The 14,682-nt window shown below is 65.6% G+C and carries 12 protein-coding genes and 1 pseudogene; 8 read left to right on the top strand and 5 right to left on the bottom strand.

The window, feature by feature from the left end; genetic code table 11:
- Window positions 1–54 precede the first annotated feature (54 nt).
- The 5 genes from AC5RWD_RS21590 (at window position 55) to AC5RWD_RS21570 (ending at window position 5,024) form a co-directional block, all read left to right on the top strand.
- The gene (locus AC5RWD_RS21590) at window positions 55–594 is read left to right on the top strand and encodes an NUDIX hydrolase family protein (protein ID WP_003798527.1); all 540 of its coding nucleotides are present in this window, start codon (window positions 55–57) and stop codon (window positions 592–594) included.
- An 85-nt stretch (window positions 595–679) separates the two neighbouring features.
- Window positions 680–1,783 carry a DUF6707 family protein gene (locus tag AC5RWD_RS21585; RefSeq protein ID WP_494021972.1) on the top strand — a complete coding sequence of 368 codons (1,104 nt, stop codon included), beginning with the start codon at window positions 680–682 and terminating at the stop codon, window positions 1,781–1,783.
- A gap of 81 nt (window positions 1,784–1,864) precedes the next feature.
- The gene (locus AC5RWD_RS21580; RefSeq protein ID WP_494021971.1) at window positions 1,865–2,590 is read left to right on the top strand and encodes an SRPBCC family protein; all 726 of its coding nucleotides are present in this window, start codon (window positions 1,865–1,867) and stop codon (window positions 2,588–2,590) included.
- Between the two features lie 33 nt (window positions 2,591–2,623).
- Window positions 2,624–3,937 (top strand): tRNA guanosine(34) transglycosylase Tgt, encoded by a 1,314-nt coding sequence (gene tgt / locus AC5RWD_RS21575; protein WP_494021970.1) that lies wholly within the window; start codon window positions 2,624–2,626, stop codon window positions 3,935–3,937.
- Between the two features lie 151 nt (window positions 3,938–4,088).
- The gene (locus AC5RWD_RS21570) at window positions 4,089–5,024 is read left to right on the top strand and encodes a type IV toxin-antitoxin system AbiEi family antitoxin domain-containing protein (protein ID WP_494021969.1); all 936 of its coding nucleotides are present in this window, start codon (window positions 4,089–4,091) and stop codon (window positions 5,022–5,024) included.
- 129 nt (window positions 5,025–5,153) lie between these two features.
- Here the strand turns inward: AC5RWD_RS21570 and AC5RWD_RS21565 are convergent, their stop codons facing one another.
- Together AC5RWD_RS21565 and AC5RWD_RS21560 are read right to left on the bottom strand one after the other, a co-directional pair.
- Window positions 5,154–5,864 carry a queuosine precursor transporter gene (locus AC5RWD_RS21565; protein ID WP_494021968.1) on the bottom strand — a complete coding sequence of 237 codons (711 nt, stop codon included), beginning with the start codon at window positions 5,862–5,864 and terminating at the stop codon, window positions 5,154–5,156.
- Window positions 5,865–6,138: 274 nt separating this feature from the next.
- Complete coding sequence (locus AC5RWD_RS21560) at window positions 6,139–7,575, bottom strand: MFS transporter (protein ID WP_494021967.1); 1,437 nt, start codon at window positions 7,573–7,575, stop codon at window positions 6,139–6,141.
- A gap of 143 nt (window positions 7,576–7,718) precedes the next feature.
- On the opposite strand from AC5RWD_RS21560, the gene AC5RWD_RS21555 reads away from it, so the two are divergent.
- Entirely contained in the window at window positions 7,719–8,600 is an 882-nt protein-coding gene (locus tag AC5RWD_RS21555; protein ID WP_494021966.1) for a hydroxymethylpyrimidine/phosphomethylpyrimidine kinase, read from the top strand.
- A gap of 95 nt (window positions 8,601–8,695) precedes the next feature.
- Here AC5RWD_RS21555 and AC5RWD_RS21550 read toward each other — a convergent pair whose 3' ends face one another.
- Window positions 8,696–9,955 (bottom strand): serpin family protein, encoded by a 1,260-nt coding sequence (locus AC5RWD_RS21550; protein ID WP_494021965.1) that lies wholly within the window; start codon window positions 9,953–9,955, stop codon window positions 8,696–8,698.
- 193 nt (window positions 9,956–10,148) lie between these two features.
- Here AC5RWD_RS21550 and AC5RWD_RS21545 point away from each other — a divergent pair, with 193 nt between their 5' ends.
- Window positions 10,149–10,505, top strand: a complete 357-nt coding sequence (locus AC5RWD_RS21545) for an iron chaperone (protein WP_494021964.1) — start codon at window positions 10,149–10,151, stop codon at window positions 10,503–10,505.
- 102 nt (window positions 10,506–10,607) lie between these two features.
- On the opposite strand, the gene AC5RWD_RS21540 is transcribed toward AC5RWD_RS21545, so the two are convergent.
- Together AC5RWD_RS21540 and AC5RWD_RS21535 are read right to left on the bottom strand one after the other, a co-directional pair.
- Complete coding sequence (locus tag AC5RWD_RS21540) at window positions 10,608–12,356, bottom strand: pyruvate dehydrogenase (protein ID WP_494021963.1); 1,749 nt, start codon at window positions 12,354–12,356, stop codon at window positions 10,608–10,610.
- A gap of 160 nt (window positions 12,357–12,516) precedes the next feature.
- A complete protein-coding gene (locus AC5RWD_RS21535; protein WP_494021962.1) occupies window positions 12,517–14,031 on the bottom strand; it encodes a helix-turn-helix domain-containing protein in 1,515 nt (504 codons plus the stop codon).
- Window positions 14,032–14,192: 161 nt separating this feature from the next.
- On the opposite strand from AC5RWD_RS21535, the pseudogene AC5RWD_RS21530 reads away from it, so the two are divergent.
- Window positions 14,193–14,682 (top strand): annotated as a pseudogene (locus tag AC5RWD_RS21530) (isocitrate lyase); the annotation flags it as partial.

The following is a 14,682-nucleotide window of genomic DNA, read 5'->3' as shown; positions in this document are numbered from 1 at the left end:
TCGGGATCTCACGTTTCGGCGGCCGGACCTGTAGCGATGGGGTAAAAATGACTCATGAACGTGCGCACCCCTGACCCCAACCCCGGCTGGCTCTCGGACGAGGATCTCTTCGAAGCCAGAGGCCGGCTCCCGATGGTCTACGTGGAGGCGGTGCCGGTCCGGCTGGATCCACTCGGGTTCGTGAATGAGGTGGGCACGCTCCTGCAGGCGGACGAGGACGGCACCATGGTCCGGTCCCTCGTCTCCGGCCGGGTACTTTACCGCGAGACCATCCGCGCCGCCCTGCTGCGGCACATGGAAAAGGACCTTGGCCCGCTGGCGTTCCCCCAGCTCCCCATCAGCCCGGTGCCGTTCACCGTGGCCGAATACTTCCCCGCCCCCTCGCACACTGGCTTCACCGACGACCGCCAGCACGCCGTGTCGCTGGCGTACATCATCCCCGTGACCGGCGAATGCGAACCCCGCCAGGACGCGCTGGAGCTGACCTGGATGACACCCCAGGAAGTGCTCAGCGACGGCGTGCAGCTTGAGTTCACCGGCGGCCGCGGTGCCCTGGTGCGGCAGGCCCTGGCCTACGCCGGCGTAGGGAGCTGACGCCCGGACGCCCGCGCCTCCCCGACTTCGCACCCTCTCCTTTGTAGACTGTTGGGCGGACCGCAAGAGAACTTAAGGACTCCCGATGAACCACCCTGCAGCTGCCAAGACCTATCGTGAACAGCAGGCGGGCTCTCTGCGGGCGGGCGACCACCTTCTCCTGCCGGACGGCGAGCGGACCGCGGAAATCCACTCGGTGGAAGTCGAAACCGATGATTTCGGCAGCCCTGCCATCGTCCTTGCGACCCTCACCGGCGGCGGCACGCTGCGCATCGCTGCCGGCTCCTCCGTCCGGATCCCGGGACCCGCGGCTGACGGCCTGCCCTCCCCGGAAGCCGCCGCCACTGCGGCTGTAAAGACTGTTGCCGTCGTCGAAGGTGCTGCCACCGCAGATGCCACCGGAACGGCGGACGGTGACACCCAAAAGGCAGACGCCCAGGCGTCCGACGCCGGCGTTCCCCTTTCCGTGGTGGGGAACGAAGCAGCTGGGGAGCCTGCCCGGACGGCGCCTGCCGCCGTCGTCGTCCCTCCGCTGCCGTCCACCACCCCGGTGGTGATCGGACCCAGCGCGGAGGACCTGGCCCTTATCCCGGAGCCCTCCGGGACGCCTGAATCTGTGGTGGAAGCCGTGGCGGAGGCCCATCCGGACTCCGTCGGGGTGCAGCTGCTGGCCGACAAGCTGGTCAAGGGCATAAACACCAAGTCCGGCAGCTGCCTGAAGGACCTGAGCGACCTCGCGCATGAGCTGTTTATCATGCTCAAGGACGCCGAGGCATCGCTGAGCGTGGCCGACCTGCTGAACGTGCTGCCCTTCGACGGCAATCCGGGGCGCTGGGGGTCGGTGGAGGCTTCGCTCGCGCTGTCCAGCTACGTGTGCCGGCAGACGGGACACAAGGACCGGGCCGCCGTATATGAGAAGCTGCTTCGGGCGCCGGACAACCAGGAGACGGATCCGTTCAAGGCGCGGATGCAGGCCCGGGTCCGCCAGCGCTCACTGAACGAGCCGAACCTGTACGACAAAGAGATTTTCCGCTCCATCGACAACTCCAACCACGAGGCCGAGCGCGAGTGGCGGCTGCTGCGGCTGGAATCGCTGCTGTTCCTGCGCGCCCACGGCGGATCTCAGACCATCAGCCCGTCCGAACTCGAGCGGCGGATAGCGAACGAACTGGAGTCCGTGCGGGGCTAGGCGGCCCTGCTGTACTGCTGCCGTGTTTCCCGCCGGAAACTCCCCTAGCCCGGGTTGCGCCCCAAGTTGTAGATTCAGGCCATGACGAACAATCTGAGCGTTGTGATCAATTCGGACGCGCCCCAGGTTTGGACGATGCTGCGTGAACCCTCGAAGGTCGCGCAGTGGCACGGCTGGGAGGCCGACGAGCTGGCCGCGGAAATCAACGAGATCTACTTCAGCAAGAACGTGGTTGAAGGGGCGGACCACACCACGCTGACGGTCAACAACGGCGACATCTTCACGTTAAAGCCCGTGTCCACCGGAACCGAGGTCAGCGTCACCCGCGCCGGCGTGGACCACAACTCGGAATGGGCCGCGTGGGACGAGGACATTACCCAGGGATGGCTGATCTTCCTGCAGCAGCTGCGGTTCGCGCTGGAACGGCATCCCCAAGGCAAGCGCCGCACCTGCTACTTCTCCGTTCCCGGCTCGGGCGGCTCCGCCATCGAGAAACTCGGCCTGAAGGATATCCCCGCTGCCGGCGAAGAGTATTCGCTGACCCTGGGCACCGGCGAGGAGGTCTCGGGCAGGGTCTGGCACAAGACCAACCACCAGGTGGGGCTCACCGTCCACAGCTACGCGGAGCACGGAGAGGGCCTGCTGATTGTGGCCGACCAGCCCGTGATCCCCGAGAAAAGGCCCGACGGCGGCTCCATGGTCATCATCTCGACCTACGATCTGGGCGCCCACAGCCTGGAGACCATCCGCTCCCTCTGGGACGACTGGCGCTCTGAGAACTACCCCACATCAGAACCCATCCAGTGAAGGTTCGCCGCTGTCAGCTGGCACACTTGAACCGTGCCAGCCAATCCTGAACCGCTTTCCCCTTCTGCACCGGTACCGGCCGCCCGCCAGTCGGAGTTCTCCTTCCGCGTGGGCAAGCGGCTCACGGAAACATGCAGCCCCGGTCCCGAGCAGGTGGCCGCCAACGGAGGCGGGTTCCTGGGCCGGACGGGCACCATCACCACCCCGCACGGCGAGATCCAGACGCCGGCCTTCATCGCCGTCGGAACCAAAGCGACCGTGAAGTCGGTGCTGCCCGAATCCATGGCGGAGCTCGGCGCCCAGGCCCTTTTGGCCAATGCCTACCACCTGTACCTGCAGCCCGGCCCTGAGATCCTGGACGAGGCCGGCGGCCTAGGCGCCTTCATGAACTGGCCGGGCCCCACCTTCACCGATTCCGGCGGCTTCCAGGTGATGAGCCTGGGCTCGGGGTTCAAGAAGGTCATCGACATGAAGACTGCGCCATCCCCAGACCAGACCCTGCCCGACGACGCCGTGGCCGCCGGCAAGGAACGACTGGCCCACGTGGACGACGACGGCGTGTGGTTCAAGAGCCACCTCAACGGTGACCGCCACCGCTTCTCCCCCGAGATCTCCATGCGGGTCCAGCACCAGATCGGCGCGGACATCATGTTCGCGTTCGACGAGCTCACCACGCTGCAGAACTCCCGCGGATACCAGGAGGAGTCGCTGGAACGCACGCGGCTGTGGGCGGTCCGCTGCCTGGAGGAGCACTTCCGGCTCACTGACGAACGCGCGGGCAAGCCGTACCAGGCCCTGTTCGGTGTGATCCAGGGCGCCCAGTACGAGGACCTGCGCCGCAAGGCCTGCCGCGACCTCGGTGCCATGGCCTTTGACGGCTACGGGATCGGCGGTGCCCTCGAAAAGGAGAACCTGGGCACCATCGTGCGTTGGTGCAACGAGGAACTGCCCGAGAACAAGCCCCGGCACCTGCTCGGCATCTCCGAGCCGGACGACATCTTCACGGCCATCGAGAACGGCGCCGACACCTTCGACTGCGTCTCCCCCACCCGCGTGGCCCGCAACTCGGCGTTCTACACACCCGACGGCCGCTTCAACCTCTCCGGTGCCAAGTACAAGCGCGACTTCGGCCCGCTGCAGGACGGCTGTGACTGCTACGCGTGCCTGAACTATTCGCGGGCGTACATCCACCACCTGTTCAAGGCCAAGGAGATGCTCTCCGCCACGCTGATTTCCATCCACAACGAACGCTTTGTGGTGAAGATGGTGGACGACGCCCGGCTGGCCATTGAGTCCGGCGACTTCTTCGAGTTCAAGGCCGAGACCCTGGGCCGGTACTACTCGTAGGTTCCCGCCCGTTTTTCCCGGCCCGTTTCGACGGTTCCCTGCGCGCTAGACGTACGGCTGCATCGAGCGCAGCAGGGAACCGTCGAACGGGATATCCACATAGCCAGCCTCGGGTCTGGAACCCGTTCTTTGGGAAGCCGACGCTGGAACCATGGCCCAGCCGAATCCTTATCTTCCCGCCGGCAACATGTGGCGCACCCAGGAACTGCTCAGCACTGGCGTGCGGCCCCGTGCCATCACCCGGATGGTGCGGAGCGGTGACTTGGTGCGTCCGCGACGCGGTTGCTACGTCCGCGGCAACTGGTGGAATGGACTGAAACCGGTCACGCGCAGCCGGTATCTGATCCACGCCCACTCACACGGGACGCTCACGACGTCGATGGGCGCATTTGTTTACAGCCACACCTCGGCTGCCCGGCTGCGCAGGCTCTACGTGTGGAAGGTCGATGATCGGATCCACCTGACCCAGGTAACGTGCCCATCCGGAATTTCGCATGGCGCCGACGTCGTTGCCCATACCCGGACCTTGGGACGGGGCGACGCAAGCTTCGTAGACGGCCTCCCCTGCACGTCACTTGAACGGACAGTGGTGGACTGCTGCCTGATGTTCAATCTTCGGCAGTCCCTTATTCTGGTGGACCATGCCTGTCGACTTGGCGCTGACTTGGAGATCCTCCAGTCCCGCTGCGCCGAACTGGCGGGGCGCAACGGTGTCATGGCACTGCGCGGCGCCGTCGAACTGGCGGATCCTCGCTCCGAGTCGCCCGGGGAATCCCTGACCAGGGAACTGCTGCACAGACTCAAGATCGAGGCGCCCGAGCCCCAATTCGTGGTGCACACTCCGCTTGGCGAGCACCGCCTGGACTTCGCTTGGCCGAGGAGGAAAGTGGCACTCGAATTCGATGGCAAGGTCAAGTATTTCGACTATCAACCGACCGGAGAAGTCCTTTTTGCCGAACGCCGGCGCGAGAAGGCGCTCATGGAGCAGGGCTGGACCTTCCTTCGCGTCGAGTGGAAGGACCTGTTCAACGAGGCGGAATTCAAGTATCGCGTACTCCGGGCGCTCGGCAGGGGTCCGGCCGCCTGACTTCCCCGTCCCGGCCCTCCTGCCGTTTCGACGGTTCCCTGCAGGTTCGGCGTCGCCAAGCGTCGAGCGGGGCAGGAACCGTCGAAGTGGCACCAGCTTGGTGTGAGAACGGATGACGGCGGGCGCCTCCTACGCTGGCTGGGTCGTCGCCCCGTAGCTCGGTTCGCGCCTCTTGACCCAGCCGATGGCCAGTGTGGTCACGGGCACGAAGAGGAACTCCACGAGGGTCTTGTAGAGGAAGCCCACCAGCACGTAGTTCACGAACATGCCGAAATCACTGATGCCGATCACCGAGGCCGCGATGCTGCAGAAAATCAGCGTGTCCACGAATTCCCCGGCCACGGACGAACTCATGATGCGGGCCCACAGCGACTTCTCACCGGTGCGGGCCTTCATCCGGACCAGGATCCAGGAGTTGATGGTCTGCCCGGCAAAGAACGCAAGGAGCGAGGCCAGCACGATCTGTGGAACCGGGCCGATTGCGCCTTCGAGGGCGGCCTGCTTCGCGGTTCCGAAGTCGTCGTCGAAGCCTGGCAGCGCAATGATCAGCCAGTAGCAAAGCGAGGCGAAGACGGACAGGGCAAACGTGGTGACGATGGCTTTCCGGGCCACCTTGAAGCCGTAGACCTCACTGATGACGTCGCCCAGGATGTACGCCAAGGGGAACAGGAAGAAGCCGCCGTCCGTGACGATTGGCCCCAGCGCCACGCCCTTGGAGGCACCGATGTTGGACAGGATCAGCACCACGGCCATGACCGCAAGCATGATGCCGAAGTAAGGGGAACCGACCGAGGCGAACTTTGGCGCTGCTTTCGGCATGGAGGACTGGGCGGTGGTCATGGGTATCCATTCGTAGTGGTTCGCTCGGCTGCCTGCGTCCCTGCGAAGGGAGATGGCAGCCGGCTGTATTAGCACTGGACGGGTCCCGCCGACTGGCCGCCGGAACCGCCCTCCATTCTCTCACCGGGCGTCCGGTATGGGGGGCGCCCGGTACGGGGACCTGACGTCCAGTACCCGGCCGCCCGCCGTAGTCCTCCCCCATTCGACGGTTCCGTGCACACACGGCGCTACGAATCGTCGTGCGTGCACTGGAACCGTCGAAACGGCGCGCCGCCTAGCGGCGCGAGGCGTCGATGAGGTCCTCGTCGCCGTCCCTGCGGCCTGTGTCCGTGACGCCGTCCGCGTCCGCCAGGGTGCCGGTCGCAACCGCCGCAGTCGACCAGGCGTCGCCCTGCTCGCGATCCAGGTGCGTGGTCTTCTTGTTCTTCAGCGCGAAGATGTAGACCAGCAGGGACAGGCCGATGGCGATGGTGACGTAGGTGAAGAACAGGTCAACCTGGCCCGACTTCTGCAGCGCAGCGCCGATCAGCGGAACAGTGCCGCCGAACAGCGAGTTGGCGATGGCATAGCCCAGGCCGACGCCAAGGGCGCGGATGGAAGCAGGGAAGAGCTCGGCCTTCACAAGCGCATTGATGGAGGTGTAGCCGCCCACGATGAGCAGTCCGCCCATCATCAGCAGGAACGCGGTGAACGAATCCTTGGTGCCGGCCAGGGTGGAGAGCAGCGGCCAGGTGAAGAGCACACCGGTGATCCCGAACCAGAGGAGCAGCGGCTTCCGGCCCACCTTGTCGGAAATGATGCCGTAGACGGGCTGGAGCAGCATGAAGATGAACAGCGCCCAGAAGTTGATCACGGACGTGTCCGTCTTGGCGATGCCGGACGTATCGTTCATGAACTTCAGGATGAAGTTGGTGTAGGTGTAGAAGGCCACGGTGCCGCCCAGGGTCACGCCGATGCAGATCAGCAGCGGCTTCCAGTGCTGGGTGAACAGCAGCCGCAGGGTGCCGGGCTGGGCCTGGCCGGCACCGGCAGGGGCCTTAGCCGCCCGGACCTGCTCCTCGGAAACCGTCTCCTCCATCGAACGCCGCAGCCACAGGACCACCAGCGCCGCAACACCGCCGATGGCGAACGGGATGCGCCATCCCCATTCCTTCAGCAGCCCGTCGCCCAGGGTGTTCTGCAGGATCACCAGAACCAGCAGGGCCAGCATCTGGCCGCCCACCAGGGTCACGTACTGGAAGCTGGAGAAGAAGCCGCGGCGCCGGGATGTGGCGGCTTCGGACATGTACGTGGCGCTGGTGCCGTATTCGCCGCCCACGGAGAAGCCCTGCAGAACCCGGATGAGGATCAGCAGGACCAGGGCCCAGATGCCGATGACGTCCTGGGTCGGGAGGATGGCGATCGCGAACGATCCCGCGGACATCAGGGTCACGCTGAGGGTCAGGGCAGCCTTGCGCCCGTTGCGGTCGGCGTAGCGTCCGAAGAACCAGCTGCCGATGGGGCGCATGAGGAACGACGTCGAGAAGACGGCCATCGCCTCGAGCCCGGCCTGGAGCTCGTCCTTGGAATTGAAGAAGTGTGCCTGGAAGTACGCCGCGAAGACCGTGTAGACGTAGAGGTCGTACCACTCCACGAGGTTGCCGGCGGAGCCTTTGAGGATGTTGCCGACCGCGCGGCGGGTTTGTGCTGCTTCTGACAGTTGGGTGCTCATCAGTGAACCTTCCTGGATTCGGCGTGGAAAGAAAGCAACGCCGCCCGTCACCCTATGGCCTGTGACTGGAGCCACCCGGCGTTTTGGTCATACTGTTCATGAGCACAATGCGGGCGCTGCGCGGCCGGTGGCAGGATGGGGACATGACTTCCACCGCGTTCGACTCTTCTGCCCTGGCGTCCGGCGCCGTTTCCGCCACCACGGCCGCTCCCGCCGTCGTCCTGACCATCGCCGGCTCGGAGGCAACCGGCGGCGCCGGAGCCCAGGCCGACCTGAAGACGTTCCAGGAACTCGGGGTTTTCGGTATCGCCAACCTCACGTGCATCGTCTCGTTCGATCCGAAGAATGACTGGAACCACCGCTTCATGCCGGTGGACCAGGAGGTCATCGCGCACCAGTTGGAGGCGACGACGGCGGCCTACGGTTCCGCTTCCGGCACACCCTCCGTGCTGGATACCGTGAAGATCGGCATGCTGGGAAGCCCGGCCACCATTTCGACCGTCGCCTCCGCGCTTTCTTCAGGCGCGTTCAGCAACGTTGTCCTGGACCCGGTGCTGATCTGCAAGGGCCAGGAGCCGGGCCATGCCCTGGACACGGACCAGGCGCTGAAGGCACAGATCCTGCCGCTGGCTACGTTCGTCACACCCAACCACTTTGAGGCCGAGTCGCTGTCCGGCCTGGAGATCACCGACGTCGAATCCCTCAAGGCCGCGGCAGTCCGGATCCACGAGCTGAGCGAAGCTGCGGTGCTGGCCAAGGGCGGCGTGCGCCTGTCCGGTCCCGACGCCGTCGACGTCTTCTACGACGGCGAGACCCTCGAGGTCCTCAGCGCACCGAAGGTGGGCGAGGTGGCCGTTTCCGGCGCCGGCTGCTCGCTCGCTGCGGCGGTGACGGCCGAGCTGGCCAAGGGCGCATCGCCGCTGGAGGCAGCCCGGACAGCGAAGGACTTCGTGACCGCCGGCATCCGCAACCGCGTGTCCTCCGGCGCCCCGTTCGACGCCCTCTGGCAGGGCGGCACGCGCTAACCCTTCCTCACCTTTCGCACGTAAACCCGGGACCCTTCCTCACGCGGTGAGGAAGGGTCCCGGTTTCGGCCGCAGGAACCGAGGAAAGGTCCTGGTCAGGAGCGGGGGTCGGCCACTCTTCCCATGAAAAGAGGCAGCCCGGTGTCGACGTGCACGATCTGGTAGTGGAAGGGCCGGTCGAAATCAATGGTGTGCTGGGGCCGGGGTGGCGCGCTCGTCACCATGCCGTTGATCTGGGTTACCGCGGCAGCCACCGTTCCCTTCTCAGCCACCGTGATGTTGGCAGCCTGCGCCGCCTGCGTGATGATCATCTTCGGCTGGATCGCGTTGAAGTCCTTTGTGGTGGTGAGGGTCTTGTGCAGGCCGAGCGACTCAAACACCTTGCGCAGGTCAAAGCTGCACTTGTGGTCCCAGCGCGGCAGTTGGATCTGCACGGTCTCGCGCGGCGCCGCGTCCAGAGCATCCGCGATTTCCGTCAGCTGTGACGCCTTGGACACGGCATCCGCCCCGGCGTCCGGCAGGAGCAGACGCATCACGAAACCCTCAGCGTATGGGAGGTCCACACCACGCCAGCCCGTCCCTGCCGCGTACTTCATCTCCAGCAGGTTGTGCATGGCCGGGACGTCGATTTGCTCGCCGCCAGCGAGGGTGAAGGGCAAATCCGACGTCGAGCCCGGATCAAACGGGTCCTGCCAGGCCGCCGCGAAGTACAGGGCGTTGAGCAGGCTGAAGGTGTTCCGGGGGTCGTACTTGGCGGGCGCTTCCTTGATCCGGCCACCCGTGTTCCTGTCCACCCAGGCATCGATCGCGGGCTTGGTAGCGCCCTCGTCGCTGAAGTCCACCGGAAATACGCCTGTTCCGTAGTGGCGTGCCAGCGTGGTGAGGAACGGCTCTCCGGTTGGCACCGCCTTGTCCACGAACAATGCGTTGGCGGCATGCATTACCGGCTTTCGCGGCGGGTTGTCCTCGTCCACGGCGCCGGGGTCGCCGTCGAACTTCGCCAGGGACGCAAGCAGCGCATTCATGGCCTCGTCGCGCCTCTCCTCGGGGAAACCCACAACGCTGTCCAACTCTGCAGCCGTTTCCCCGGACGCGCCGGCTCGAAGCATGGCCAGCGCAATCAGGAGGCTTCCGGGCGAGGACACGGCGTTCCGGCCTGAACCATTTCCGCCATCGGCCAGCAGTGCCTGGCCAAGTCCCATGGCCGAGTCCCGGAACTCGCGGAACTCAGCGGCGTACGCCGTCCCGTCCACCGAAGCCCGCGCCACGCCGTCGGCCTTCAACATTTCCGGCACCGGCGCCGAACACGCCGTTGCGAGTGCGACCACGGCCGAGGCCGCCACTATCTTGGCCATTCGAATCCTGTTCATTGCCGTCCTCGGCTCATCCGGAGAACACCGTATGTCCACAGTCAACCAGCGGGCGCTGACAGTATCGATGCCTGGCCGATTACGGTTTGCCGTCGGTTTGGTCTCATCCATCACGCACACATTTCGTGCCCGGGGGTATCCTCGAGGCATCACCGCTGATGGTGGAGGAGCGCGCGGCATGGCCCAACATTTCGACAGCGTTGACGAGTACATCGCGCAGTTTCCCGCCGATGTGCAGGGCATCCTCCAAGAGGTCCGGCGCAGGTGCCACGCCGCCGTGCCCGAGTCGGGCGAGATGATCAGCTACGGCATCCCGACCGTCACCTTGGGCGGCAAATACGTGGTGTACTTCGCGGGCTGGGCGCACCACATTTCGGTCTACCCCGTGCCGTCCGGCGACGACGCCTTCCAGACTGAGGTCGCCCCGTTCCACTCGGCCAAGGGAACGCTAAAGTTCCCCCTGGGCAAGCCGCTCCCCTACGAACTCATCGAACGGACGGCGGCGCTACTCGCCGCCGAGCGCCGGGAGCGATGAGTGCCGTATTCCACCCGCCGTCGAACCCGTACGACGGCGGGTGAGGACGACGGCCGGCAGGCCCGCCGTCGTCCCCGGGAACCTGCCGCCCGCCCCACACTCCTACCGCCGCGGAATGTTCCGAAGGTTGCTGCGCGCCATGCTCACAGCTTCCCCGGCGCCACGGTTCAGGACCACCTTCGACATGGCGGTGGCGAACCCGAGGACTTGCGAGCCGGTTAATTTCGGCGGCATCGACAATGCCTGCGGGTCCGTGATGAGTTCCACCAGCGACGGCCCCGGATGGACGAAAGCTTTACGATAGGCGTCCTCGATCCGGGCGGGATCCGTGACCCGGACGGCATGGAAGCCGAGGGCACGGGCAACGGCAGCGTAGTCGGCGTCGGGCACGTCCACACCAAAGTCCGGCAGGCCGTCCACCAGCATCTCCAGCTTGACCATGCCCAGAGTGGAGTTGTTGAAGACCACCACGTTGACCGGCAGCCGGTGCGCAGCCACTGTGATGAGCTCGCCGAGCAGCATGGACAGGCCGCCGTCACCCGAAACCGAAATCACCTGGCGTCCGGGGTAGGCCAGCTGCGCACCGATCGCGTGCGGCAGCGCGTTGGCCATGGAGCCGTGCAGGAACGAGCCGATCAGCCTACGGGTGCCCAGTGGGTTGATGTAGCGGGCGGTCCACACATTGCACATGCCGGTATCCGCGGTGAAAACGGCGTCCTCGGCCGCCACTTGGTCCAGCAGGGAAGCGGCATATTCCGGATGGATCGGCTGCTTCTTCTCCACTTTGCGGGTGTAGGCGCCCACGACCTTGTTCATGAGCCGGTCGTGCTTCTTGAGCATCTGGTTGAGAAAGCGGCGGCTCTTCTTCGGCGCCAGCAGGGGCATCAGCGCGGAAAGTGTGGGCAGCACGTCGCCGTGGACGGCGATGTCGACGTCGGTCCGCCGTCCCAGCCGGTGGGCTGCACGGTCCACCTGGGCGGTGCGGGTTCCGGGGAGGAACTGGTCGTAGGGAAAATCCGTGCCCAGCAGGATCAGCAGGTCCGCGTCCTCGATGCCCTCCGCCGCGGCACCGTAGCCCAGCAGCCCGGTCATGCCGATGTCGTAGGGATTGTCGTACTGCAGGAAGTCCTTTCCCCGCAGGGTGTGGCCGACTGGCGCGCCGATCAGTTCCGCGAGCGCGATCACCTCATCATGGGCGCCCTGCGTGCCCGCCCCGGCGAAGATGGCAACCTTGCCGGCCGCGTTGATGGCATCTGCGAGCTCGCGCACGCTGGAGGCGTCCGGCGTCAGGGTGGCAGGCCGGAATTTTGCAGGCAGCGGCGTCTCCCCTGTTGCCTCCACCCCGGCTATATCGCCGGGAAGGGTTACGACGGCGACACCGCCCAGGGCGACGGCGTGCTGGACGGCGCTGTGCATCACCCGCGGCGCCTGTTCCGCCGTGCTGATGAGCTCCGAGTAGACGGAGCACTCGTTGAAGATCCGGTCCGGATGCGTTTCCTGGAAGAAGCTGCTGCCGATCTGCTTGCTCGGGATGTGCGAGGCGATGGCCAGAACAGGCGCGCCGGACCGGTTCGCGTCGTAGAGGCCGTTGATCAGGTGCAGGTTTCCGGGGCCGCAGGAGCCGGCGCAGACGGCAAGCTTTCCCGTCAGCTGGGCTTCGGCTGCGGCGGCGAAGGCTGCGGCTTCCTCGTGCCGGACATGGATCCAGTCAATGCCGCCCTGCTGCGAGCCGCCGGTCTGGCGGACGGCGTCGACGATCGGATTGAGGCTGTCCCCGACGATTCCGTAGATCCGCTGGACGCCGGCAGCCTGGAGTTGTTCGATGAGCTGGGTGGCAAGTTCCTTGGCCATGCGTGCACGCTCCCGCGATCAGATGGTGGGCTGACAAGGGCCAATATAGTCCGGTCACCTTGGCGGGGGTTTCAGGTTGGCCAGCGGGAGCGTCCCAGATAGCCAACCAAATCTGCGCCGCGTTCCAGGAAAGCCTGCAGGATCCGCGGGAGCGTCCAGCCTAACTGCCAGAGTGTGCCTGCAGGAACGTGTACACCTCGGTCTCGTCCACGCCGGGGAAGGCACCGGGGGGCATGGCAGCCAGCAGGTGGGAGTGCGCCCGGGCGGACGGCCAGGCATTGCCCGCCCACTCGGAGGTCAGCGCCGCAGGCGGCCGTTTGCAGCAGTCGGGGTCGGGGCAGTTGGACGTGGCCCGGGCCGTCGTCTCCCGTCCGCGGAACCACTTCACGTGCTGGTACGGGACCCCGATGCTCAGCGAGAACTGCCCGCTGGCCGACCTGTCCGTGCGTGCCGTGCACCAGTACGTGCCCGACGGCGTGTCCGTGTACTGGCTGTAGGCACTGAACTTGTCCGGCACATCGAACACGGCACGGGAGGTCCAGGCCTTGCAGGACGGCTGCCCCTCGATGGCCCCGGTGTGGTCCTGCGGGAAGTTCACGCCGTCGTTCTCGTAGGCCTTGTAAATGATCCCGCTCTGGTGGGTCTTCTGGAAATGCGTGGTGATGCCCAGATGCTTGGTGGCCAGGTTGGTGAAACGGTGGGCGGCCGTCTCATAAGACACCGCGAAGGCGTCGCGGATGTCCTCCACCGCGATCTCCTTCGCTGCCTTGGCTTTTTGCAAAAATTCCACGGTGGCCTGCTCCGGCAGCAAGAGCGCCGCGGCGAAATAGTTCGTGGCCACCCGCTGGGCCAGGAAATCACCGTAGTTCCGGGGCGTCTCATGCCCCAGGACGTAGTGGCCCAAGGCCTGCAGCAGCACGGAACGGGGGTCGTGGTCCTGCCGCTCACTCTGCGTCAGGTAAATTTTGCGGTTCTTCAAATCGGTCACCGAACGGGTGGAATGCGGCAGGTCGCCCACATGGTGGAGGGTGAATCCGAGGTGCTCGGCGATGTCCGCGATGACGTGCTGGCTCAGCGGCCCGGTGGTGTAACCGACCTCCTTGAGCACCTTCTGCGCCTCGGCCTCGTACTCCGGAAAGTAGTTGCCGCGTTCCCGCATCATGGCCCGCAGTTCACCGTTCGCACGGCGGGCTTCCTCCGGCGTCGCCACCTGCTCGTTCATCTTGCGTTCGAGCTCCTGGAGCAGCCCCACCTGGGCCTCCAAGACATCCATCGGCAACCGCGAGCTGATGCGGATTTTGGGCAGGTTCAGGGACTCGTACAGCGGTCCGCGCTGGTAGCGTTCGAGCTCGATTTCAAGGCCTGCCCGGCGGCTGGGCGGCTCGGCTCCCAGCAGCTGGTCGATGCCGACGCCGAGCGCCCCGGCGAGGTGCTGAAGCAGCCCGAGTTTTGGTTCCCGCTTGCCGTTCTCGATGAGGCTCAGCTGGCTGGGTGCGGTCCCGACGGCGGCACTCAGGTCATCGAGGGTCAGGCCCGCCTGCTTGCGCAGGTGGCGCACCCGGCGGCCCAGCGCAATGACGTCCAGCTCGGCGGTCGGCGGGGACGACGGCGGTTGCGAAACTTCCCTGTTCCAGCTTGAAGGCGACATTTCTGAAGAATACGTGAAGAATCGCATTTCTTTCCAGCATTTTCCTCTAGAAAGCCCTTTGGAAGTGCAGAAAAGTAGGTGTCACGAAGGAAACCCCTCCGGAAACTGGCTGGACCTGCAAAGGCGCAGGGACGGTCAGCCCGGAAATACTTCCCGGAATGGCCCGGGAGCTAACAAGGAGATCAACGATGACTGCAGCATTTGAGCCCACCCAGCAGCCGTCCGGCCAGGACACAACACAGCAGGCCGCAGCACTGGAGCTCGAGTGGGCTGCCAACCCGCGCTGGGAAGGCGTCACTCGGGACTACTCAGCCGCCGACGTCGTCCGTCTCCGCGGCCGGGTCTCCGAAGAACACACCCTGGCCCGCCGCGGCTCCGAGAAGCTGTGGAAGCAGCTCACCGAAGAGCACAAGACCGGCGGCTACACCAACGCCCTGGGCGCCCTCACCGGCAACCAGGCCGTCCAGCAGGTCAAGGCCGGCCTACGCGCCATCTACCTTTCCGGCTGGCAGGTGGCCGCCGACGCCAACAACTCCGGCCACACCTACCCGGACCAGTCGCTGTACCCGGCCAACTCGGTCCCCACCGTGGTCCGCCGCATCAACAACGCCCTGCTCCGCGCCGACCAGATCGAATTCTCCGAAGGCATCCAGACCGTCGAGGACTGGCTGGTCCCGA

The organism is Arthrobacter sp. CMU6 (assembly GCF_059090205.1).
This window is presented reverse-complemented; position numbering and strand designations above follow the sequence as displayed.